General features: G+C 76.3%; 25 protein-coding genes. 17 read left to right on the plus strand and 8 right to left on the minus strand.

Annotated elements, in window-relative coordinates:
- Positions 1-104 precede the first annotated feature (104 nt).
- The 8 genes from ACYX4T_RS03365 (at position 105) to ACYX4T_RS03400 (ending at position 6993) form a co-directional block, all read left to right on the plus strand.
- A complete protein-coding gene (locus tag ACYX4T_RS03365; protein WP_476013165.1) occupies positions 105-1265 on the plus strand; it encodes an 8-amino-7-oxononanoate synthase in 1161 nt (386 codons plus the stop codon).
- A 170-nt stretch (positions 1266-1435) separates the two neighbouring features.
- Positions 1436-2314 (plus strand): STAS domain-containing protein, encoded by an 879-nt coding sequence (locus tag ACYX4T_RS03370; RefSeq protein WP_476013166.1) that lies wholly within the window; start codon positions 1436-1438, stop codon positions 2312-2314.
- Positions 2311-3213 carry an MEDS domain-containing protein gene (locus ACYX4T_RS03375; protein WP_476013167.1) on the plus strand — a complete coding sequence of 301 codons (903 nt, stop codon included), beginning with the start codon at positions 2311-2313 and terminating at the stop codon, positions 3211-3213. Before ACYX4T_RS03370 ends, ACYX4T_RS03375 begins: the two co-directional genes overlap by 4 nt.
- 34 nt (positions 3214-3247) lie before the next feature.
- Positions 3248-3943 carry a dethiobiotin synthase gene (gene bioD, locus ACYX4T_RS03380; RefSeq protein ID WP_476013168.1) on the plus strand — a complete coding sequence of 232 codons (696 nt, stop codon included), beginning with the start codon at positions 3248-3250 and terminating at the stop codon, positions 3941-3943.
- A gap of 56 nt (positions 3944-3999) precedes the next feature.
- The gene (bioB, locus tag ACYX4T_RS03385; protein WP_476013169.1) at positions 4000-5034 is read left to right on the plus strand and encodes a biotin synthase BioB; all 1035 of its coding nucleotides are present in this window, start codon (positions 4000-4002) and stop codon (positions 5032-5034) included.
- A complete protein-coding gene (bsaP, locus tag ACYX4T_RS03390; RefSeq protein WP_476013170.1) occupies positions 5031-5288 on the plus strand; it encodes a biotin synthase auxiliary protein BsaP in 258 nt (85 codons plus the stop codon). The genes bioB and bsaP overlap by 4 nt, the downstream gene beginning before the upstream one ends.
- Positions 5285-5887 carry a DUF2567 domain-containing protein gene (locus ACYX4T_RS03395; protein ID WP_476013171.1) on the plus strand — a complete coding sequence of 201 codons (603 nt, stop codon included), beginning with the start codon at positions 5285-5287 and terminating at the stop codon, positions 5885-5887. Before bsaP ends, ACYX4T_RS03395 begins: the two co-directional genes overlap by 4 nt.
- Positions 5884-6993, plus strand: coding sequence for a M20 family metallopeptidase (locus ACYX4T_RS03400; protein WP_476013172.1), 1110 nt, complete (start codon positions 5884-5886; stop codon positions 6991-6993). The genes ACYX4T_RS03395 and ACYX4T_RS03400 overlap by 4 nt, the downstream gene beginning before the upstream one ends.
- Here ACYX4T_RS03400 and ACYX4T_RS03405 read toward each other — a convergent pair.
- The 3 genes from ACYX4T_RS03405 to ACYX4T_RS03415 are packed head-to-tail and all read right to left on the minus strand — an operon-like array spanning position 6978 to position 8925.
- Complete coding sequence (locus tag ACYX4T_RS03405; RefSeq protein WP_476013173.1) at positions 6978-7442, minus strand: DUF3237 domain-containing protein; 465 nt, start codon at positions 7440-7442, stop codon at positions 6978-6980. The two genes, ACYX4T_RS03400 and ACYX4T_RS03405, sit on opposite strands and share 16 nt — an antisense overlap.
- Positions 7443-7462: 20 nt before the next feature.
- Positions 7463-8173 (minus strand): LON peptidase substrate-binding domain-containing protein, encoded by a 711-nt coding sequence (locus tag ACYX4T_RS03410; RefSeq protein ID WP_476013174.1) that lies wholly within the window; start codon positions 8171-8173, stop codon positions 7463-7465.
- A 47-nt stretch (positions 8174-8220) separates the two neighbouring features.
- Entirely contained in the window at positions 8221-8925 is a 705-nt protein-coding gene (locus ACYX4T_RS03415; protein WP_476013175.1) for an NUDIX hydrolase, read from the minus strand.
- 231 nt (positions 8926-9156) lie between these two features.
- On the opposite strand from ACYX4T_RS03415, the gene nadA reads away from it, so the two are divergent.
- The 6 genes from nadA to ACYX4T_RS03445 all read left to right on the plus strand — a co-directional run bounded on the left by nadA (position 9157) and on the right by ACYX4T_RS03445 (position 15615).
- A complete protein-coding gene (gene nadA, locus ACYX4T_RS03420; protein ID WP_476013176.1) occupies positions 9157-10200 on the plus strand; it encodes a quinolinate synthase NadA in 1044 nt (347 codons plus the stop codon).
- Positions 10197-11789: an L-aspartate oxidase gene (locus ACYX4T_RS03425; RefSeq protein WP_476013177.1), complete on the plus strand. Its 1593-nt coding sequence runs from the start codon at positions 10197-10199 to the stop codon at positions 11787-11789. The genes nadA and ACYX4T_RS03425 overlap by 4 nt, the downstream gene beginning before the upstream one ends.
- On the plus strand, positions 11786-12664 hold the full coding sequence (gene nadC / locus ACYX4T_RS03430) for a carboxylating nicotinate-nucleotide diphosphorylase (RefSeq protein WP_476013178.1): 879 nt from the start codon (positions 11786-11788) through the stop codon (positions 12662-12664). Before ACYX4T_RS03425 ends, nadC begins: the two co-directional genes overlap by 4 nt.
- A 47-nt stretch (positions 12665-12711) precedes the next feature.
- Entirely contained in the window at positions 12712-13833 is a 1122-nt protein-coding gene (locus ACYX4T_RS03435) for an NAD(P)/FAD-dependent oxidoreductase (protein ID WP_476013179.1), read from the plus strand.
- Between the two features lie 10 nt (positions 13834-13843).
- Positions 13844-14722 (plus strand): GH12 family glycosyl hydrolase domain-containing protein, encoded by an 879-nt coding sequence (locus ACYX4T_RS03440; protein ID WP_476013180.1) that lies wholly within the window; start codon positions 13844-13846, stop codon positions 14720-14722.
- A gap of 113 nt (positions 14723-14835) precedes the next feature.
- Positions 14836-15615, plus strand: a complete 780-nt coding sequence (locus ACYX4T_RS03445) for a GH12 family glycosyl hydrolase domain-containing protein (protein ID WP_476013181.1) — start codon at positions 14836-14838, stop codon at positions 15613-15615.
- On the opposite strand, the gene ACYX4T_RS03450 is transcribed toward ACYX4T_RS03445, so the two are convergent.
- On the minus strand, positions 15601-15984 hold the full coding sequence (locus tag ACYX4T_RS03450; RefSeq protein WP_476013182.1) for an RNA-binding S4 domain-containing protein: 384 nt from the start codon (positions 15982-15984) through the stop codon (positions 15601-15603). The genes ACYX4T_RS03445 and ACYX4T_RS03450 overlap by 15 nt on opposite strands.
- A gap of 45 nt (positions 15985-16029) precedes the next feature.
- On the opposite strand from ACYX4T_RS03450, the gene ACYX4T_RS03455 reads away from it, so the two are divergent.
- The 3 genes from ACYX4T_RS03455 to ACYX4T_RS03465 all read left to right on the plus strand — a co-directional run bounded on the left by ACYX4T_RS03455 (position 16030) and on the right by ACYX4T_RS03465 (position 17830).
- Complete coding sequence (locus tag ACYX4T_RS03455; protein ID WP_476013183.1) at positions 16030-16869, plus strand: LLM class F420-dependent oxidoreductase; 840 nt, start codon at positions 16030-16032, stop codon at positions 16867-16869.
- A complete protein-coding gene (locus ACYX4T_RS03460; protein WP_476013184.1) occupies positions 16869-17288 on the plus strand; it encodes a TIGR03668 family PPOX class F420-dependent oxidoreductase in 420 nt (139 codons plus the stop codon). Before ACYX4T_RS03455 ends, ACYX4T_RS03460 begins: the two co-directional genes overlap by 1 nt.
- Positions 17289-17377: 89 nt before the next feature.
- Complete coding sequence (locus ACYX4T_RS03465) at positions 17378-17830, plus strand: pyridoxamine 5'-phosphate oxidase family protein (RefSeq protein ID WP_476013185.1); 453 nt, start codon at positions 17378-17380, stop codon at positions 17828-17830.
- A 9-nt stretch (positions 17831-17839) separates the two neighbouring features.
- On the opposite strand, the gene ACYX4T_RS03470 is transcribed toward ACYX4T_RS03465, so the two are convergent.
- The 4 genes from ACYX4T_RS03470 to ACYX4T_RS03485 all read right to left on the minus strand — a co-directional run bounded on the left by ACYX4T_RS03470 (position 17840) and on the right by ACYX4T_RS03485 (position 20412).
- A complete protein-coding gene (locus ACYX4T_RS03470) occupies positions 17840-18760 on the minus strand; it encodes an alpha/beta hydrolase (RefSeq protein ID WP_476013186.1) in 921 nt (306 codons plus the stop codon).
- Positions 18761-18856: 96 nt separating this feature from the next.
- Entirely contained in the window at positions 18857-19375 is a 519-nt protein-coding gene (locus ACYX4T_RS03475; protein ID WP_476013187.1) for a hypothetical protein, read from the minus strand.
- A gap of 115 nt (positions 19376-19490) precedes the next feature.
- Complete coding sequence (locus ACYX4T_RS03480; RefSeq protein WP_476013188.1) at positions 19491-20168, minus strand: MBL fold metallo-hydrolase; 678 nt, start codon at positions 20166-20168, stop codon at positions 19491-19493.
- Between the two features lie 10 nt (positions 20169-20178).
- The gene (locus ACYX4T_RS03485) at positions 20179-20412 is read right to left on the minus strand and encodes a hypothetical protein (protein ID WP_476013189.1); all 234 of its coding nucleotides are present in this window, start codon (positions 20410-20412) and stop codon (positions 20179-20181) included.
- Positions 20413-20419 lie beyond the last annotated feature (7 nt).

A 20419-nucleotide genomic window follows, 5' to 3' on the forward strand; every position in this document is an offset into this window, starting at 1 on the left:
CATGTGAGCACTTTCCGGGCCTATAGGCCCGGAAAGTGCTCACATAGACCCGGTGCTCGCCGCGCGGGCCGGGGCGTCGTCGGCGCGCCCGTAGGGTGGCCGCCGTGGGCTGGCTGGGTGCGTGGCTGGAGCAGACGTCGGCGTCGCGCGCGGAGGCGGGGCTGCGGCGCGCGCTGCGCCCGCGGGAGGTCGCCGACCCGGTCGTCGACCTCGCCTCCAACGACTACCTGGGCCTCGCCCGAGACCCGCGCGTCGTCGAGGCCGGGGTCGACGCGCTGCGGGCGTGGGGCGCCGGGTCGACGGGATCGCGGCTGGTCACGGGCTCGACGCGGCTGCACGGCGAGCTCGAGGACGCGCTCGCCGCCTTCACCGGCAGCGACGCCGCCCTCGCCTTCTCGTCGGGCTACACCGCGAACCTCGGCGCGGTGACGGCACTGTCGGGCCGTGGCGCGCTCGTGGTCTCCGACGTCGCCGCGCACGCCTCGCTGGTCGACGCCGCGCGGCTCTCGCGCGCCCGGGTCGAGGTGGCCCGGTGCACCGACCCCGCGGTCGTCGACCAGGTGCTCGCGGCGCGGGAGGAGCCCCGCGCGCTGGTGGTCGTCGACGGCGTCGACAGCGTGGACGGGGGGATCGCGCCGCTCGCGGCGCTGCACGCGGTGTGCCGGTCCCGCGACGCCGTTCTGCTCGTCGACGACGCGCACGGGCTCGGCGTCCGCGGCCCCGGCGGGCGCGGCACGCTCGCCGAGGTGGGGCTCGCCGGTGCGCCGGACGTGGTGCTGACCGCGACGCTGTCGAAGTCGCTCGGCAGCCAGGGCGGGGTGGTGCTCGGGGAGCGGGCGGTGGTCGAGCACCTCGTCGACACCGCGCGGCCGTTCATCTTCGACACCGGCCTCGCCCCGGCCGCCGCGGGTGCGGCGCTCGCGGCGCTGGCGGTCGTCGACGCCGAGCCGGACCGGGTCGCCGCGCTGCACGTCGCCGCGGCCTCGGTGGCGGCCTCCGCGCGCGCCGCAGCGCCCGGGCTCGACGTGCCGGCGCCGACCGCGGCGATGGTGCCGGTCGTGCTCGGCGACCCCGAGGTGGCCCTCGCCGCGGCCGCGGGCTGCGGCGAGCACGGGCTGCGCGCCGGCTGCTTCCGCCCGCCGTCGGTGCCGCCGGGCACCTCGCGGCTGCGCCTGACCGCCCGGGCCGACCTCACCGCCGACGACCTCGCGCTCGTCGACCAGGTGCTGCACAAGGTGCTCGGGCCGATCGTCGCTGCGCGCTGAGCCGGTCGGTCGTGCCGCCCGCCGCCGATCCCCCCCGCTCGATGGACTCGCGCACGCCCGATCGGCGGGCGCCCGCTCCCCTGAACTACGCAGTGTAGCGAACAGGTTCACGGATCGTGGTTCCGGGGTACTCGTCCGGGTCCGGACCGAGGACGGTGGAGGGAGGTCACGTGGCGGCACTCCTGCGCGCGGACGGTCCCGGCCTCCACGAGGTCCGGTCCCGCCACACGCTGCTCGTCGCCGAGGGCGTCGAGCACGGCCGGCGCGGCACCGCGTCGTGGATCGAGCGCGAGCTCGCCCACGGCGCCAAGGTCCTCTACAAGGGCTGGCTGCCGGCGGGCCAGCGCCCCGACCAGCACTGGATCACCGGACCCGCCGGGCCGCGCGGGGCCCGGGACGCGCTCGCGAGCGGCCAGCTGGAGTTCCTCGACCTCCCGACCGTCGTCGAGCGCACCCGGGCCACGGCCGACGGCGTGACCGCGCTCTTCCGCGAGGAGGTGGCGCGCGCGTTCGCGGACGCCTGGCCGACGGTCGCGCTGACCCAGGAGAGCCCGGGCCTCCCGCTGGCCGACGAGGACGTCCTCGCGGCCTACACCGCGTGGGAGGGCGGGTTCGACGTCCTCGCCGACGAGGGCCCGGTCCGCACGCTGTGCCAGCTCAGCGTGCCCGACGAGGACGAGGCCGCGGTCTGGGAGACGGTCGCGGTGCACCACCGCGACCTCGTCGACGACGTCTGGTCGGCGAGCGCCGGCTGCGGGCGCTGGCAGCCCCGCGGCGACCTGGACGCGCACGTCGCCCGCCGCTTCGGGGCCGCGGTGCACGGGGCCCTGCGGGCGGCGCGCGCTCACGCGACCGGCCCCGACCTGCACCTCGACCTGTCGGCCGTCGACTTCATGGACGTGGCCTGCGCCGACATCCTCATGCTCGCCGCCCGCTCCGCCCCGGAGGGGCAGCACGTCGTCCTGCACGGCGGCTCGCGCTTCCTGCGCCGGCTGTTCGACGCGGTGGGACGGCCCGACTCGGTGCGGGAGAGCGGGGACGGGCCGTGACGGGCGGCGGGACGGGCCGCGGGACGGGCCGCGAGGTGGAGGGGGGCCTGGTCCACCTCGCGCTGTTCCACGACGGCCCCGACGACCTCGTGGCCGCCGCGCTCGCCGAGGTGCGCCGGGCGCTGGCCGACGGCGACGAGGTGTCCCTCGTCGTCGACCGCGCCACCGTGCGGGCCTTCCGCGAGGCCCTCGGCGACGACGCCGCGCGCGTCGCGTTCCCGCCGCCCTCGTCGCTGCTCCCGCCGTCCGCCGCCGGCTTCCTCGCCGCCGCCCGCGACTGGGTCCGGCCCGGCCGGCGCACCACGGTGCTCGGCCAGTACCCCGCGGCGATGCCGGCGTCGGCGTGCCGCGTCGGCGAGGACGGGCTGAACGCCGTGCGCGGTGACCTGCCGTTGACGGTGATCTGCTGCTGCCGCCGCGACGCCGACCCCGAGCTCGTCGCGGTGGCCCGCAGCACCCACCCGCACCTCGCCGCGAGCAGCGGACGCGCCGACAACCCCGCCTTCCGCCCGCCCCCGACGTCCGACCCCGTCCCCGCCGACCTGTGGGGCGCGGTGGCGGCGCGGCTCGGCGTCGACGGCACGGGCGACCTCGCCGAGCTGCGTCGGTGCGTCGGCGAGGTCGCGGCGCGCGCGGGGCTGGAGGGCGACGCGGTCCGCGCCGCGGTGCTCGCCGTGCACGAGGCGGCGGTGCTCGGATGCCGCGGCGACGTCGGCGCCGGGCTGACCCTGGAGGTCCGTGCCCGCCCCGGCCAGCTGTTCGCCGAGGTCATCGGCCCGCCGCGGTCCGGGACGGCGACCGGCGGGGATCTGCTGTCGCACCTGCGGCCGTTCTGCACCTGCGCCGCGGTGCACGAGGACGCCGGACGCCGCGCCGTGCGGGTGCTGGCGACCGTCTGACGGTCCCGGACGACCGGGGCTACCCTCGCCCGCCGTGCGCATCCTCGTCGTCACCGGCACCGGCACCGACGTCGGCAAGACGGTGGTGGTCGCGGCGATCGCCGCGCTGGCCCGGGCGGCGGGGGAGCGGGTGACGGTCGTGAAGCCGGCGCAGACCGGCGTCGCGCCGGGGGAGGACGGCGACCTCGCCGCCGTGGCGGGCCTGGCCGGGCCCGTGGGGACGGTGGAGCTCGCCCGCTTCCCCGAGCCCCTCGCGCCCGCGACCGCGGCGCGCCGGGCCGGGGCGATGCCGGTGATGGCCGCGCAGGTCGTCGACGCCGTCCGGGCCCAGGACACCGACCTGGTGATCGTCGAGGGCGCGGGAGGGCTGCTCGTCCGCTTCAACGACCTCGCCGAGACCCTCGCCGACGTCGCCGCCGGCCTCGCGGCGCCGGTCGTGCTCGTCGCGAGCGCCGGGCTCGGCGTGCTCAACACCGCCGCGCTGACCGCCGAGGCGCTCGCCCGCCGCGGGGTGACCCTCGCCGGCACCGTCGTCGGCGCCTACCCGGAGCACCCCGACCTCGCCGAGCGGACCAACCTCGACGACCTGCCGGCCGTGACCGGCGCCCCGCTGCTCGGCGTGCTGCCCGCGGGCCTCGGGTCGGCGAGCCGCGAGGACCTCCTCGCGGCCGCGCGCTGTGGCCTCGGTCCCGTCCTCGGCGGTGGGTGGTCCCCCGGGCGCGCACCGTGAGGCACACTGCGGCGAGCCCGACAGTGCCCGAGAGTGCCCGACGAAGGGAGCCGTGCGTGACGGCCGTCGATCCCAGCACCACCCCGCAGGACGCCGGCGGGGACATCCTCGCCGTGGCCCGCGAGCAGGTGCTCGAGCGGGGCGAGGGCCTCTCGCAGGAGCAGGTCCTGGCCGTGCTGGAGCTGCCGACCGAGCGGTTGTCCGAGGCCCTCGGGCTGGCCCACGAGGTGCGGATGCGCCACTGCGGGCCGGAGGTCGAGGTCGAGGGCATCGTGTCGCTCAAGACCGGCGGCTGCCCCGAGGACTGCCACTTCTGCTCGCAGTCGGGCCTGTTCGACTCCCCGGTGCGTGCTGCGTGGCTGGACGTCGACCGGCTGGTCGAGGCGGCCAAGCAGACCGCCAAGACCGGGGCCACGGAGTTCTGCATCGTCGCCGCCGTGCGCGGGCCGGACGCGAAGCTCATGGAGCAGGTCCGCGCGGGGATCGCCGCGATCCGCGCCGAGGTCGACATCAACGTCGCCTGCTCGCTGGGGATGCTGACCCAGGCCCAGGTCGACGAGCTCGCCGCGATGGGCGTGCACCGCTACAACCACAACCTCGAGACCGCCCGCAGCCACTTCCCGGAGGTCGTCACCACGCACTCCTGGGAGGAGCGCTGGGAGACCCTGCAGATGGTGCGCGCGGCGGGCATGGAGGTCTGCTGCGGCGGCATCGTGGGCATGGGGGAGACGCTCGAGCAGCGCGCGGAGTTCGCGGTGCAGCTCGCCGAGCTCGAGCCCGACGAGGTCCCGCTGAACTTCCTCATCCCCAACCCCGGCACGCCGTTCGCGCACCTCGAGGTGCCCCAGGGCGCCGACGCGCTGATGACCGTGGCGGCGTTCCGCCTCGCGCTGCCGCGCACGGTGCTGCGCTTCGCCGGCGGCCGCGAGCTGACCCTCGGCGACCTCGGCGCGGAGCAGGGCATGCTCGGCGGGGTCAACGCGATCATCGTCGGCAACTACCTGACCAACCTCGGGCGCCCGGCCGAGCAGGACCTCGACATGCTCGAGACCCTCAAGATGCCGATCAAGGCCCTGAACGACACGTTGTGAGCGCCGTCGTGGAGCCGCCGGCGGACCCCGCGACCGCCGCGGACAACGCCGAGCGGCCCTTCTGCGCCTGGTGCGGCGCCCCGCGGGCCGAGGGCGACCACACCGCCTGCGAGCGGCGGCTCGCCACCGTCGACCCGCCGCGGCACTGCCCGGTGTGCGCCCGCCGGATGGTCGTGCAGGTCGACCCCGTGGGCTGGACCGCGCGCTGCAGCCGGCACGGCGAGTCGGCGGGCACCCACGGCTTCCGGCCATGACGGCGCTCGACGACGACTTCCTCCCCACCGAGCCCTCCGGCCGGCTCGAGCGGGCCGAGCTGCGCGACGACCTGCCCGCCGCCCTGCGCCTGGGCGCGATCCTCGCCGTCGTCGGGCTCCCGCTCGGCGCGCTGTGGGCACTGCTGGCGCCGGTCGTGCACGTCGTGGCCCTGCCCGGCGGGGGCAGCGGGTCGCCCGCGGGGGAGGCCGACCACGCCTTCGACGCCGTCGCGATCCACCTGCTGCTCGTCGCGTCGTACGGGGTGATCGCCGGGGCCGTGGCGTGGCGCCGCCGCCACCGGCGGGGGCCGGTCGTGCTCGTGTCGCTGGTGGCCGGTGCGCTGGTCGGCGGCTGGCTCTGCGGGCGCGTCGGCGCGATGCTGGCGTGGGCGGCGTCCCCGGTGCCGGTGCTCGTCGACCCCGCCGCGATCGGCCCCGCCGGCGTCCCCGGCGCGCCGGTGCCCGCCGTGCTGACGAGCCTGCCGCCGTCGCCCGGGCCATGGTGGATCGCGCTGGTCGCGGGCCTGGGCGCGGCGCTGTCCTACGTGCTGGCCGCGATCGTCGACGGCCACGAGGACATGGGGAGGGACCCCGCATGACCCACTCGACGGCCGCTCTCGACCTGGCGTGCGAGCTGGTCCGCCTCGACACCCGCGGCCGCGGGGAGCGGGTCGCCGCGGACCTCGTCGCGAACCGTCTCGAGGACGCCGGGCTCACCGTGGCGATCCACGAGACGCGGCCCGGGCGCGCGAACCTCGTCGCCCACCACGGCGACGAGACCCCGGTGACGCTCACCGGGCACCTCGACACCGTCCCCGCCGACGAGGCGGTGTGGTCGTTCGACCCGCTCGCCGGCGACGTCGTCGACGGGCGCCTGCGCGGGCGCGGGTCGAGCGACATGAAGGCCGGGGTGGCCGCCGCCGTCGTCGCGGCCGCCGAGCACGTGCGCGCCGGCGGGACCGGGGTGCAGGTCGTGCTGACGTTCGGCGAGGAGACCGGCTGCGAGGGCGCCCGCGAGCTCCCGGCCGACGCGCTGCGCCCGTCGGGCACGCTGCTGGTGGCCGAGCCGACCGCGAACCGCGTGGTGCTCGGGCACAAGGGCGTGCTCTGGCTGGTGCTGCACGCCCGCGGGGTGCCGGCGCACGGCTCGCGCCCCGACCTCGGGCACAACGCGCTGGTCGACCTCGCCCGCGCCGCCGTCCGGATCCACGAGCACGACGCCTGGCCGACCAGCTCGACCCACGGCGCGACCACCGCCAACGTCGGCATGATGCGCGCCGGCGTCCAGCCCAACGTCGTCCCCGACCGTGCCGCGCTCACCGTCGACCTGCGCCTCGTGCCCGGCGACACCGCCGACGCCGCCGAGGCGACCGTCGTCGGCCTGGCCGGGGTCCCCGTCGAGACCGAGCGGCTCGTCGAGCTGCCGCTCGTCGACACCGACCCGGCGCGGGTCACGCGCGCGGTGGAGCTGCTGGGTGGCGCGGGTGGGCGGGGTGAGTTCCAGTACGCGACCTACTTCACCGACGCGAGCGTGCTCGCCGGTGCGCTCGGGGGCGCGGACACGATCGTCTGCGGCCCCGGCGAGCCCGAGCAGTGCCACGTCACCGACGAGTGGGCACCCGCGGGGCTCGTCGACCCGGCGGCGGAGGCCTACCGGCGGGTGCTGGCGGCGCTGACCCGAGTCGGCGGTCAGCCGACCGTGTAGGCGTCGTAGACGACCGCGGAGGGGGCGCGCCGCGCCGTCGCCACCGTCACGACGCGGGTCATCCACCGGTACCGCGGCGCCGAGGTCTCGAACGTCGCGGCGACGCGGAAGTAGTACGTCGAGGGGTCGGCGTCCTCGCCGCGGGCCAGCGCGGCGAGCACGGCGGGCGGGCCGGAGCGCACCCCGGCGGTGCGGATTCCCACCAGCGCGCCGTCGTCGGCCCGCAGCGTGTAGCGCGTGTCGACGACCACCGCGCCGTCGTCCTGGACCACCTGCCAGTCCGCCCCACCCGAGACGACGACGCCGGAGAAGCGCTCGCCGGTCACGGTGCCGCCGACGATGGGGACGACCCGCCGGTGGCCCGCGTCGGTGGTCCCGAGGTCGAGCAGCTCGCCGAGCTCGACCTCGACGTGGGCCAGGAACTCCAGGACGGGCACGGGCAGGCTCATCGACCGGGCTCCCCGGGCCCTTAGTTGAGGCTGTGCTCGACGGCGTACTTCACCGACGGCGCCCACACCGCGCGCAGCTCGCCGAGCAGCACGGCCTCGCGGGTCATCGACCGCCGGACGAGCTGCAGGCGCTCCATCGGGCAGGTCTCCTCGAGCAGCTCCTGGCGGTCGACGAGGGGGAGCAGGCAGTCGCCGGCGAGGATGTGGGCGAGCTCGGGGTCGGCGACGTCGGGCGCCGGCTCCTCGGACAGCTCGGCGGGCATCTCGCCGTCGCCGCCGCCCTGCTGGCGCCACGCGGTGGTGCAGTAGCGACGGTGCGCGGCGCGGGCGGCCATCGCGAGCGGCGCGAGGTCGGTCTCGTCGTCGCCCTCGTCGTCGGGCAGCCACTCGACTCCTCCCACGAGGTAGGGGGCCGCGCGGTCGTCGACGTCGATGAGCCGGAAGCGCCGGTCGCCGGTGGTCTGGATGTCGAAGCGGCCGTCGGGCAGGCGGCGGACCTCACGCAGCGTCGCGGTGCACCCGACGTCGTGCAGGCCCTCGCGGCCGTCGTCCGGGCTCCACCCCTCGCGCACGGCGACGACGCCGAACTGCTTGCCCGGGAGCGTGCCGGTGACCAGGTCGATGGTCAGCTGCCGGTAGCGCGGCTCGAAGATGTGCAGTGGCAGCGACGCGCCCGGCAGCAGCACGGTCCCCAGGGGGAACAGGGGCAGCGTCTCGACCACGTCGCCCACGCTACGACTCCGGGGCGTACCCCGCCGGGTGGACGCGAACCCCCTGCTCAGCCCGTGTCGCCCGGTGGGCGCAGCGCGGCGAAGGGGTCGGTCACGCGCAGCACGTGCTCGGAGAAGCGGAAGACCGCGGCCGGCCGTCCGCCGGCGGGCCCCGACGCGGCGGTCGCGCCGGTGGGGACGAGCACGCCGCGGCGGGTGAGCACGCGCTGCAGGTTGGTCGCGGAGACGCGGTGCCCGAGCGCGGCGGCGTAGAGGTCGCGCAGCTCGGAGACGGTGAACGCGTCGGGCGCGAGCGCGAACCCGATGTTCGTGTACGAGAGCTTGGCGCGCAGGCGGTCGAGGCCGTCGCGGGTGATGGCGCCGTGGTCGAAGGCCGTCGGGGGCAGGCGGTCGACGCGGTGCCAGGCGGTGTCGTCGGGGACGGCGGGGTCGGCGTCGGTGGGCACGAGCCCCAGGAACGCTGTGGCGACCCGGCGCGGGGGCGGGCCGCGGTGGGGGTCGGAGAACACGCCGAGCTGCTCGACGTGGGCCACCTCGGCGAGATCGACCTTCTCGGCCAGGTGGCGGCGCACCGACGCCTCGACGTCCTCGTCGGCGCCCAGCCGCCCGCCGGGCAGGGCCCAGCGCCCGAGGTGCGGCTCGCGGGCGCGCTGCCAGAGCAGGACGCTCGGCACCGGCTCGATGATCCGCAGGACCACCGCCAGCACGTCGTGGGCGAACCTCCCCGCGCCCCCCGCGCCCTCGTCGTCCACGGAGCGTGATCGTAGGGGGTGCGAGCGATGCGGCATCGCTCGCACTCATCGCCAGGAAAGCCACATCCTCGCGAGCGGGCAGGTGGTGCTCGCCACCCCGCGTGACGAGGGGTGGCGTCGCCGCGCCGCGTGGGGGTACGGTCGGGGCACGTTTTCGACCACGAGGCGAAAACTAGTCGAGCGAACCGGACCGCGCCGAGGATGGCGCGGCCACCGGGGGAGGAGACGGCGATGACCGTCCTGCGCGGCACGGAGACGACGGACGAGGCGGGCCTCCACGCCCCGCCCACCGACCTCGTCGAGCCCCTGGCCGCGGGTCCCGGCTGGGCCGAGGAGGTCCGCCGGCTCGCCCGCGAGCGCGACGCCGTGGTGCTCGCGCACAACTACCAGCGCCCGGAGATCCAGGACGTCGCCGACCACACCGGCGACTCGCTCGCCCTCTCCCGCATCGCCGCGGCCAGCGACGCGAGCACGATCGTCTTCTGCGGCGTCCACTTCATGGCCGAGACCGCGAAGATCCTCGCGCCGGAGAAGACCGTCCTCATCCCGGACGCGCGCGCCGGCTGCAGCCTCGCCGACTCGATCACCGCCGACGAGCTGCGCGCCTGGAAGGCCGAGCACCCGGGTGCGGTCGTCGTCAGCTACGTCAACACCACCGCCGCGGTGAAGGCCGAGACGGACGTCTGCGCCACGTCGTCGAACGCGGTCGAGGTGGTCGAGAGCATCGACGCCGACCGCGAGGTGCTCTTCCTGCCCGACCAGTTCCTCGGCGCCCACGTCAAGCGGGTCACCGGGCGGGAGAACCTGCACGTCTGGGCCGGCGAGTGCCACGTCCACGCCGGCATCAACGGCGCCGAGCTCTCCGCGCAGGCCCGGGCCGACCCCGACGCCGACCTGTTCGTGCACCCCGAGTGCGGCTGCGCCACCAGCGCGCTCTACCTCACCGGGGCGGGCGCGGTGCCCGCCGAGCAGGTCCACATCCTCTCGACGGGTGGGATGCTCGACGCCGCCAAGAACACCACCAAGCAGAGCGTGCTCGTCGCCACCGAGGTCGGCATGCTCCACCAGCTGCGCCGCGCCAACCCCGACGTCGACTTCCGTCCGGTCAACGAGCGCGCCGCCTGCGGCTACATGAAGATGATCACTGCGGGCGCCCTGACGCGGGCGCTGCGCGAGGGCCGCGACGAGGTGCACGTCGACGCCGCGACCGCCGCGCGGGCGCGCGGCGCGGTCCAGCGGATGATCGAGATCGGGCAGCCCGGGGGCGGGGAGTGACCCGCTGGGAGACGGCGGCCGACCTCGTCGTCGTCGGGTCGGGCGTCGCCGGCCTCACCGCCGCGCTCACCGCGGCGCGGGCCGGTCTGCGGGTGGTCGTCGCCACCAAGGACGCCCCGGACGCCGGCAGCACCCGGTGGGCCCAGGGGGGCATCGCGGTGGTGCTCGGTGACATCACGGGCGACTCGGTCGCGGCCCACCTCGCCGACACCGTCGCCGCCGGCGGGGGACTCGTCGACGCCGCCGCGGCGGGCACGATCCTCGCCGCCGGCCCCGCGGCGGTCGCCGACCTGCGAGGTGAGGGCGCGGTGTTCGACGGCGGGCCCGACGGCCTCGCCCGCACCCGCGAGGGCGGGCACTCCGCGCTGCGGGTCGTGCACGCCGGCGGCGACGCCACGGGCGCCGAGGTCGAGCGCGCGCTGCTCGCGGCGACGCGGCGCGCGGAGATCGTCGTGCTCCCCGGCCACGCCGCGTCCGCCGTGCTCACCGGCCCCGACGGCGCCGTCGCGGGCCTCGAGGTCCGCGACGAGGAGGGGCGCGCGGGCCTCCTCGCCGCGCCCGCGGTGCTGCTCGCGACCGGCGGTGTCGGCGCGCTCTACGAGACGACCACGAATCCCGCGGTCGCCACCGCCGACGGCTGGGCGCTGGCCCTGCGCGCCGGGGCGTCGCTCGCCGACGTCGAGTTCGTGCAGTTCCACCCGACGGCGCTGCACGTGCCGGACGCCGGGAAGGGGCGCGCGCCACTGGTCACCGAGGCGCTGCGCGGCGAGGGCGCGGTGCTGCGGGACACGAGCGGGCGCTCGGTGACCGCCGGCGTCCACCCGCTCGGCGACCTCGCGCCCCGCGACGTCGTCGCGGCCGCGATCACCCGGCGGCTCGCGGAGCTCGGGGCCGAGCACGTCTGGCTCGACGCCACCGGGGTCCCCGACGTCGCCGCGCGCTTCCCGACCGTCGCCGCCGCCTGCGCCGCGATCGGCGTCGACCTCGCGCGCGACCCCGTCCCGGTCCGCCCGGCCGCGCACTATTCGTGCGGCGGGGTGGTCACCGACGTCCGCGGCCGCACCGGGGTGCCCGGGCTCTGGGCCGCCGGCGAGGTCGCCCGCACCGGCCTGCACGGCGCCAACCGGCTCGCCTCGAACAGCCTGCTCGAGGGCCTGGTCATGGGCCGGCGCGCCGCGGAGGACGTCGTCCGCGGCCTCACCGGCCCGCGGCGCCTCGCCGCGCCCACCGCCCCGGCCGCCGTGCCCCTCCCGATCGCCGACCGCGCCGGGCTGCAGGCGGCGATGACGCGCGGCGCGGCGATCGGCCGCGACGCCGCCGGCCTCGCCGCCGCCTCCGATGCCGTCGAGGCCGCGAGCACCGCGCGCGTCCCGCGGACCCGCGCCGACGTCGAGGACGCCGCGCTGACCCTCGCCGCCCACGCCCTGCTCGCCGCCGCCGGGTCGCGCACCGAGACCCGCGGCTGCCACGTCCGCGCCGACCACCCCCGGACCGACGACCACTGGCAGCGCGCCTCGTCCGCGGTCGCCCTCGAGGGCGAGCGCCTGCACGTCGGCACCACCGACGCCCGCCACGGAGGTGCGGCATGACCGCCACGACCACGGCGCTCCCGGTGACCCTCGACCCGGCCGAGGTCGACGCCGTCGTCGCCCGCGCCCTCGACGAGGACCTGCGCGACGGCCCCGACGTCACCACCACCGCGTGCGTGCCCGAGGGCGCGGTCGCGGTCGGCGAGTTCCGCACGCGCCCGGCCGGGACGCTCGCGGGCGTCGGGGTGGCGGTGCGGGTGCTCGAGCGGGTGTGCGGGCCCGAGCTGGAGGTGCTCGACGCCCGCGCCGACGGTGACCGCCTCGTCCCCGGCGACGTCGCCCTCGCCGTCCGCGCGCCGCTGCGGACCCTGCTGACCGCCGAGCGGACCGCGCTCAACCTGCTCTCGCAGCTCTCCGGGGTCGCGACGGCCACCGCGGCCTGGGTCGACGCCGTCGCCGGCACCCGCGCGCGCATCCGCGACACCCGCAAGACCGTCCCGGGGCTGCGCGCCCTGCAGAAGTACGCGGTGCGCTGCGGTGGCGGGGTGAACCACCGGATGTCGCTGGGCGACGCGGTCCTCATCAAGGACAACCACGTCGCCGCGGCGGGCTCGGTCACGGCGGCGCTGGCGGCGGCGCGTCGGGCCGCCCCAGACCTGCCGTGCGAGGTCGAGGTCGACTCCCTCGACGAGCTCGACGAGGTGCTCGGCCTCGGGGTCGAGCTCGTCCTGCTCGACAACGTCACGCCGGCCGAGTCGGCCGCGGCGGTCGCCCGGCGGGACCGTCGCGCCCCGGACACCGGCCTCGAGGTCTCCGGCGGGCTCACCCTCGACGTCGGGGCCGCCCACGCCGCGGCCGGCGTCGACTTCCTCGCCGTCGGCGCCCTCACCCACTCCGCCCCGGTCCTCGACCTCGGGCTCGACCTCCGTACGTGAGTACTTTCATGCCCTATAGCGCCGGAAAGTGCTCACACACGGTCGTGGTGGGTGGCGGGATCGCCGGGATGTCGGTGGCGGCGGAGCTCGCCCGCGACGCGTCGGTCCTGCTCGTCGAGGGGGAGACCGAGCTCGCCCGGCACACCACCGGCCGCTCGGCCGCGAGCTACATCCCCGGCCACGGCGCGCCGCCGGGCCGGGCGCTGATCGCGGCCTCGAAGGACCGGTTCGCCGCACTCGCCGACGAGGCCGGCCACCCGTTCCTGCGCCCGCGCCCCGTGCTCCACGTCGCCCACGACGAGGCCGAGGAGCGGACCCTGCGCGAGGAGCTGCTGGGACTCGACGCGGTCGACGAGCTGACCCCCGACGAGGCCGTCGCCCGATGGCCCGCGCTGCGCCCCGACGTCCTGCGCGCCGCCGGGGTCGTCGAGGACGCCCAGGACGCCGACCCGCTCGGCCTGCACCAGCACTACCGCCGCACCCTGCGCGCCCGCGGCGGCGAGATCCGGACGGGCTCCCCGGTCACCTCGCTCCGGGCGACGGCGACGGGCTGGCGCGTGGGGCTCGGCGACGAGCAGCTCGCCGCCGGCACCGTCGTGCTCGCCGCCGGCGCCTGGACCGACACCCTGCTCGCCCTCGCCGGCGCCGCCCCGGTCGGCCTGCGCCCGCTGCGGCGCACGATCGCCGTCGTGCGCCTCCCCGACGGGGCGCCGGTGCGCCGCGACGACCCGTTCGTCGTGTCGGCCGGCGAGCGCTGGTACGCCAAGCCCGAGGGCGAGCACCTGCTCGTCTCCCCGTCCGAGGAGACCCCCGCCGAGCCCGGCGACCCGCGCCCCGACGAGCTCGACGTCGCCCGTGCGCTCGAGACCGTCAACGCCGTCACCACCCTGGGTCTGCGCTCGGTCGCGACGAGCTGGACGGGCCTGCGCACCTTCGCCCCCGACCGCGCGCTCGTGATCGGCGACCGTCCCGAGCACCCCGGCCTGCACCTGTACGCCGGGCAGGGCGGCTCGGGCATCGAGACCGCGCCGGCCGCCGCCGCCCTCGCCGCCGCCGTGATCCGCGGGGAGGCGCCGCCCGCGGACGTCCGCGACGCCCTCGCCGCGCACGGGACGGGGCTCGAGGCGGTGCTCGCGACCCGGTTCGGGGCATCGGGGGCCACTCGCTAGCCTCGCCCGTATGGGGGACACACGATCGCGGCGACCGGTCGCCGCGCTCCTGGCCGCGCTCGCGCTCGTGGCCGTCGGGTGCGGCGGCACCGGCTGCACCGGCGGGACCGGCGAGCCGTCGCCGGCCCCCGCGACCCCGTCCGCCGCCGCCCCGGCGGGCACCGGCGACCCCACGCGCGGCGTGCTCGCGCCCCTACCCGTCGAAGGCCCGCAGGAGGGCCCGCGGATCTGCGGGAAGACCGAGTCGGTGCCGGTCGCGGGCGGGCGCTACGAGGTCCAGAACAACGCCTGGGGCGCCGACACGCCCCAGTGCACCACGGCTTTCGACACCGGCTTCGTCGTCTCCGCGCGTCACGACAAGGACTCCGGGCCGGCCGCCTACCCCTCGATCGTCGTCGGCTGCAACTACGGCACGTGCACCCGCGACTCGCCCTACCCGCTGCCCCTGGCGGAGATGGGCGACATCCGTTCGAGCTGGGCGGTCACCGTGCCCCGGCGCGGGGACTTCAACGTCGCCTACGACGTGTGGCTCGACCCGACCCCGCGACGCGAGGGCGCCAACACCGGTGCCGAGCTGATGATCTGGCTCGACCGCACCGACCGCGTCCAGCCCATCGGGTCCCGCCGCGCGACCGTCGGGATCGCCGGCGCGGACTGGGAGGTGTGGACGGGGGAGAACCACGGCACGCCGGTCATCTCCTACGTGCGCGCGGAGCCGACGACGACCGTGATCGACCTGCCCGTCAGCGAGTTCGTCACCGAGGCGACGGAGCGCGGGGTCGTCGAGCCGACCTGGTTCCTCACCAACATCCAGGCCGGCTTCGAGCCCTGGATCGGCGGCGAGGGCCTCGCGACCGACGCCTTCGCCCTCACCCGGAACGGGGTCTGACCGTCCCGAACGGGGGAGACGACCTGTCGTCACCCACACGCTCACCGTACGTTTCAGCGCGACGAACGGTCGAGCGGCGAGGGCGGCGGCGGATGAACGGTCAGAAGCGGGCGATGAGCGGTGTGGTCGTGGCGGTCCTCGCCGTGCTCGCGATGCTGGTGGGGGGCAGTCCGGCGCTGGCCACCGACCCGGGCACCCCCCGTGTCGAGGGCAAGCGGGTCTGCGGCAAGACCGAGTCCACGCCGGTGGCCGGCGGGCGCTACGAGGCCCAGAACAACGTCTGGGGCGCGGACACCCCGCAGTGCATCACGGCCTTCGACACCGGCTTCGTCGTCGACCCGGCCGACCACCGCAAGGAGAGCGGGCCCGCCTCGTACCCGTCGATGGTGTGGGGCTGCAACTACGGCAACTGCACGAAGGGCACGCCCTTCCCGAAGCGGGTCTCCGAGCTCGCCGGGCTGCGCTCCTCGTGGGCGGTCTCGGTGCCCCCGACCGGCGACTACAACGTCTCCTACGACCTCTGGATGGACCCGACGCCGCGGCGCAACGGGCGCCCGACCGGCCTCGAGCTGATGATCTGGCTGAAGAACACCCCGCGCGTCCAGCCGATCGGCAGCAAGAAGGCCGAGGTCACGATCGCCGGTGCCCGGTGGGACGTCTGGCTCGGCGCCATCGACCTGCCGACGATCAGCTACGTGCGCCAGCAGCCGACGCTCGAGGTCCGCGACCTGCCCCTCGACCAGTTCGTCGCCGACGCCCAGCGCCGCGGCGTCGCCAGGCCCGAGTGGTACATGACCAGCGTGCAGGCCGGCTTCGAGCCGTGGATCGGTGGCCGGGGGCTGACCACCCGCTCGTTCTCCGCCGACATCGGGGCGCCGTCACCCGCCCCGTGACTCGGCCTCCTCGCGCAGCGCGTCGATCATCCGGCGGTCGCGCTTGGTGGGGCGCCCGGCGCCGCGGTCGCGAACGGCGACCGCGGCCGGGCGCTCCTCCGGCGGCGGTGGCGGCGGGGTGTGGTCGACGTAGCAGGTCACGGCCACCGGGGCGCCCACGCGCTTCTCGATGACCTTGGCGACCTCGACGATCCGCGGGATCTCGTAGACGCGCGTGCGCACCGTGTCGCCCGCCCGGACCGGCGTCGCCGGCTTGGCCGGGGTGTCGTTGACGCGCACGTGACCGCCCCGGCACGCCTCGGCGGCGTCGGCGCGAGTCTTCGTCAGCCGCACCGCCCAGAGCCAGCGGTCGACGCGGGTGGAGTCCATCGCGCTCCAGCATGGCACCGCCGTCGCCGGGATAACCCGCAGCACGTGCAGCACGGCATCATGATGTTCCCGACGGACTACGCCATCGACCCGGCCACGCTGGCCAAGGAGGTGGAGGACCGGGGCTTCGACTCGCTCTGGTTCCCCGAGCACAGCCACATCCCGACGAGCCGGCAGTCGCCCTACCCGGGCGGCGGTGACCTGCCGCGGATGTACGTCCACACCTACGACCCGTTCGTCGCCCTCACCGCCGCCGCGGCCGCGACGTCGACGCTGAAGATCGCCACGGGCATCTGCCTGGTCATCCAGCGCGACACCATCCACACCGCCAAGGAGGTCGCGAGCCTCGACCGCCTGTCGGGCGGGCGCTTCCTGTTCGGCATCGGCGGCGGCTGGAACCGCGAGGAGATGGCCGACCACGGCACCAACCCGAAGACCCGCATGCGCCTCATGGCCGAGCAGGTCAAGGCGATGAAGGCGCTGTGGACCCAGGAGGAGGCCGAGTTCCACGGCGAGTTCGTGGACATCGAGCGCAGCTGGGCGTGGCCCAAGCCGCTGCAGGAGCCGCACCCGCCGGTCTACGTCGGCGGCATGGGGCCCGGCGTCGAGGACCGCGTCCTCGACTTCGGCGACGCCTGGCTGCCCCAGCGCGTCGGGCCGGACAACATCGACGAGTTCGAGCAGCGCGCGAACGCCCTGCAGCAGCGCGCTGCCGACGCCGGGCGCGGCCCGATCCCGATGTCGCTGTTCGGCGCGGAGACGTCCTCGGAGGCGATCGAGGGCTACCGCCGCATCGGCCTCGAGCGGGCCATCTACGGGGTGAGCTCGGCCGACCGCGACACGGTTCTCAAGGAGCTCGACGACCTGGCCACGCTGGTCGACTGATGCCCACGCTCGACGTCGACGACGCGCGCCGCCGGTTCGCCGCGGCGCGCGTCGCGCGTCTGGCCACGGTGTCGGGCGACGGGCAGCCGCACCTCGTGCCCGTGGTGTTCGCGGTCGAGCAGGACACCGTGCTCATGGCCGTCGACCAGAAGCCCAAGCGCCACCGCGACCTCAAGCGGCTGCGCAACGTCGACGACGACCCCGCGGTGTCGCTGCTCGTCGACCACTACGACGACGACTGGAGCACCCTCTGGTGGGTGCGCGCCGACGGGACGGCGAGCGTCTCCGACGCCGAGCCGCTGCTCGCCCGCGTCCGCGCGGCGCTGGGGGAGCGCTACCCCCAGCACCGCGCGGACCCGCCGGAGGGCCCGGCGGTCACGGTCGAGGTGGCGCGGTGGAGCGGGTGGTCGGCGACCTGAGCGTGACCCGGTGCGCGGGCCGACCGGCCCTGGTGCCGGCGCGCCGGAGACGGTCTCCTCCGTCCGGGGTCCCGGCGGAGGAGCGGCGTATGCACACGAGCGACGACGGGCTGGAGGTGCTCGACGCGACGACGTGCCGCGCGTTGTTGGGCACCGTCCCGGTCGGGCGGCTCGCGTGGGCCGAGCCGGACGGGCACGTCGAGGTCCGGCTGGTGAACGTCGGGGTCGACGGGGACGACCTCCTGTTCCGCGTGGCCGACGGGCCCCTGCTCGACGCCGTGCGCGCCGGGCGCCCGCTCACCGTCGAGGCGGACCGGATCGAGCCGGCCCTGCGCACGGGGTGGAGCGTCGCGGCCGTCGGCTACGGCGTCGAGGACCCCACCGGCTCCGCGGAGGGGCGGGTGGCACCGTGGGCCCGCGGGTCGCACCCCTGGACCGTCCGGCTGCGCCCCCAGCAGATCAGCGGCCGGCGCGTGCGCCTCACCCCCGGAGAGGTCGTCGTCGTGCACCTGCCCCGGGAGGACGAGGACCTGGAGCCGTGACGGAGCGGCTCACCCCTTGCCGACGTGCAGGTGCTCGACGAACCAGTCTCGGGCGGCGCCGGAGCTGACCTCGAAGCCGGGGCCGGTGTAGGCGTCGAAGTGCCCGCCGGGCACGATGACCAGCTTCTTCGGGTGCACCGCGCTCTCGAACGCGGCGGCCGCGGCCTCGCCGGCGACGAGCCGGTCGTACGGCGCGACGACCATCTGCAACGGTGTCGGGGCGATGAGCGGCAGGAAACGGCCGGGCTCGTAGCCCTGGAAGAGCTCGATCGACCGCAGTGTCACCTCGTTGCGCCAGGACGGAGCCCGGTCGGACTGCGTGCGCGTGAAGAACTCGTACGAGTCCGGGGTCGGCAGGGCCGCGGGCGCCGTCGGGTCCTCGCTGACCACCGGCATCATCGCCGGCTCGCCCCCACGGGCCCGCTCGAGACGGTCGGCGGCGAACGCCTCCCACGTCGGTCCCCACTGGTCGATGCGCACGAGCGACTCGAAGGCCCGCCGACCCGACACCAGCGGCACCTGGCCGGACACCGCCTTCACCCGGCGGTCGATCGCGCCCACCACGTAGGCGTGGGCGCCCGAGTAGCTCGAGCCCCAGACGCCGATCCGGTCGGCGTCGACGTCGTCACGGCCCTGCGCGTAGGTGATCGCGTGCTGGTAGTCGCGGACCTGCTCCCAGGGATCGATCTCCTGGCGCGGCTTGCCCGGCGCCGCGTCCGAGGCGCCGAGCCCGCGGTTGTCGTACACCACGCACGCCAGCCCGGCGGCGGCGAACACCTCGGCGTAGTCGTCGAGGTGCTGTTCCTTCACCGCGGAGAAACCGTGGGCCATGACCACGCAGGGGTGGCCTCCGTCCGCGTCGCCGTCGGGTCGGTAGAACCACCCGCGCAGCGTCGCGCCCTCGGCGTCGAAAGAGATGTCCTCGCGCATCCTCGCGCTCCTGTCGTCGTCGGGTCCGACGACGCCTCAGCCTGGTGGGCCGAGGGGCGGGCGCGCACCGGCCGCGAGGTCACGGTCCGGCAGAGATCAGCGCGCGGCGAGGTCGATCCGGCACTCGGGGACGCCGGGCGCGAGCGGCTGCACGCCGACGATCTCGAAGGCGCCGGTCAGCGCCACCCCACCGCCCTCGGCCGCCGGGCGGACCCGCAGGTGCGCGGCGTCCGCGTCGGCGATGGTGAGGCGGGTGGGCGCCGCGGCGCTGTTCGCGCCGGGGCAGCTGTAGGTGCGCAGGACGATCGTGGCCGGCTGCGCCGCGGCGTCGCCGCCCCGGACGGCGGTCTGGTCGATCTGCACGCCGAGGTCGACCCGGCCGGCCGCGAGGGTGCCGCCGCGGAAGGAGTCCTGGTAGGTGGCGAGCGTCGCCACGAGGGCGCTCGCGTCGACGTCGGTGCGGACGGTGCGGTCGACCTGCCGGGCGAAGAGGCTGCTCGCGACGCCGGTGAGCGCCAGGGCGAGCAGCAGGACGAGGACGATGACGACCGCCGCCACGATGGCGAGGATCGTCCGGGTCCTCCCGCTGGTCGAGCGTTGCTGCGTGCTGGTCATGAAGGGTCCCCCGAGCTGGCTGCGACCGACGTGTACCCGCTCGATCGCACCAGGGCGACGCAGCGTTAGCTACTCCCGGCTCCGAACGGGTGACGGGTCGGGGCGACCCGTGCCCTCACCAGCCCCGTTCGCGCCACTCCCCGAGATGGGGGCGCTCGGTGCCCAGGGTCGTGTCGTCGCCGTGGCCGGGGTAGACGACGGTGTCGTCGCCCAGCTGTCCGAAGACCTTGGCCTCGAGGTCGTCCATCAGCGAACGGAACTCGTCCGGGCCGGCGGTCTTGCCCGGGCCGCCGGGGAAGAGCGAGTCGCCGGTGAACAGGTGCCCGGAGCCGGCGGGGTCGCGGTAGAGCAGCGCGATCGAGCCGGGGGTGTGGCCGTCGAGGTGGATGATCTCCACCTGCGAGCCGCCGAAGCCGACGGTGTCGCCGTCGCCGACCGTGTGGTCCGGCGCCACGGGCAGCTCGGGGGCGTCGCGCTCGCCGGCGTAGGTGGTGGGGGAGAGGGCGGCGACCGCGTCCTCGAGCGACTGGATGTGGTCCCAGTGCTTGTGGGTGGTCGCGAGGCTCGTCACCCTGCCGCGGTCGGCGACCGTGTCGACGGTGTCGAGCAGGCGCTCGGTCTCGTTCGCGGCGTCGATGAGCAGCGCCTCGCCGGTGGCGCGGTCGACGAGCAGGTAGGCGTTGTTGTCCATCGGCCCGACCGACACCTTGGTGATCGAGACGTCCTGGAGGTCGCGCCGCGCGGCGGGGCCGCCGGGCTCGACGTGACCGGTGTAGTCGTCGAGGAGGTCCACGCGGGGAAGACTAACGCCGCTCGGGCCGGTAGCCGGCCTTCCGCAGCGCGTCCGGGCTCAGGACCTCGCCGCAGTGCTCGCAGCGCGGGGGCCCGTCCTCGGTCATCACCACCGCGAGGTGCCCGGCGCGGCTGGCGGCGCACGCGGCGCGGGCCCGCTCGACGTCGGAATCGACCTCGGTCGCGGAGCTCCACGTCCGCCGCGCGCGCAGACGCTTCAGCTCCGCGGGATCGATGTCGCCCATACCGACC

Source organism: Actinomycetospora sp. ABD4_176, from assembly GCF_056311855.1.

What these genes read in the sequence shown, in the direction of transcription:
- ACYX4T_RS03395 (WP_476013171.1), top strand. Translation starts at nt 5,285, where the DNA reads ATGACGGCGCTCGACGACGACTTCCTCCCCACCGAGCCCTCCGGCCGG.
- ACYX4T_RS03400 (WP_476013172.1), top strand. Translation starts at nt 5,884, where the DNA reads ATGACCCACTCGACGGCCGCTCTCGACCTGGCGTGCGAGCTGGTCCGC.
- ACYX4T_RS03405 (WP_476013173.1), bottom strand. Translation starts at nt 7,442, where the DNA reads ATGAGCCTGCCCGTGCCCGTCCTGGAGTTCCTGGCCCACGTCGAGGTC.
- nadA (WP_476013176.1), top strand. Translation starts at nt 9,157, where the DNA reads ATGACCGTCCTGCGCGGCACGGAGACGACGGACGAGGCGGGCCTCCAC.
- nadC (WP_476013178.1), top strand. Translation starts at nt 11,786, where the DNA reads ATGACCGCCACGACCACGGCGCTCCCGGTGACCCTCGACCCGGCCGAG.
- ACYX4T_RS03440 (WP_476013180.1), top strand. Translation starts at nt 13,844, where the DNA reads ATGGGGGACACACGATCGCGGCGACCGGTCGCCGCGCTCCTGGCCGCG.
- ACYX4T_RS03445 (WP_476013181.1), top strand. Translation starts at nt 14,836, where the DNA reads ATGAGCGGTGTGGTCGTGGCGGTCCTCGCCGTGCTCGCGATGCTGGTG.
- ACYX4T_RS03450 (WP_476013182.1), bottom strand. Translation starts at nt 15,984, where the DNA reads ATGGACTCCACCCGCGTCGACCGCTGGCTCTGGGCGGTGCGGCTGACG.
- ACYX4T_RS03460 (WP_476013184.1), top strand. Translation starts at nt 16,869, where the DNA reads ATGCCCACGCTCGACGTCGACGACGCGCGCCGCCGGTTCGCCGCGGCG.
- ACYX4T_RS03465 (WP_476013185.1), top strand. Translation starts at nt 17,378, where the DNA reads ATGCACACGAGCGACGACGGGCTGGAGGTGCTCGACGCGACGACGTGC.
- ACYX4T_RS03470 (WP_476013186.1), bottom strand. Translation starts at nt 18,760, where the DNA reads ATGCGCGAGGACATCTCTTTCGACGCCGAGGGCGCGACGCTGCGCGGG.
- ACYX4T_RS03475 (WP_476013187.1), bottom strand. Translation starts at nt 19,375, where the DNA reads ATGACCAGCACGCAGCAACGCTCGACCAGCGGGAGGACCCGGACGATC.
- ACYX4T_RS03485 (WP_476013189.1), bottom strand. Translation starts at nt 20,412, where the DNA reads ATGGGCGACATCGATCCCGCGGAGCTGAAGCGTCTGCGCGCGCGGCGG.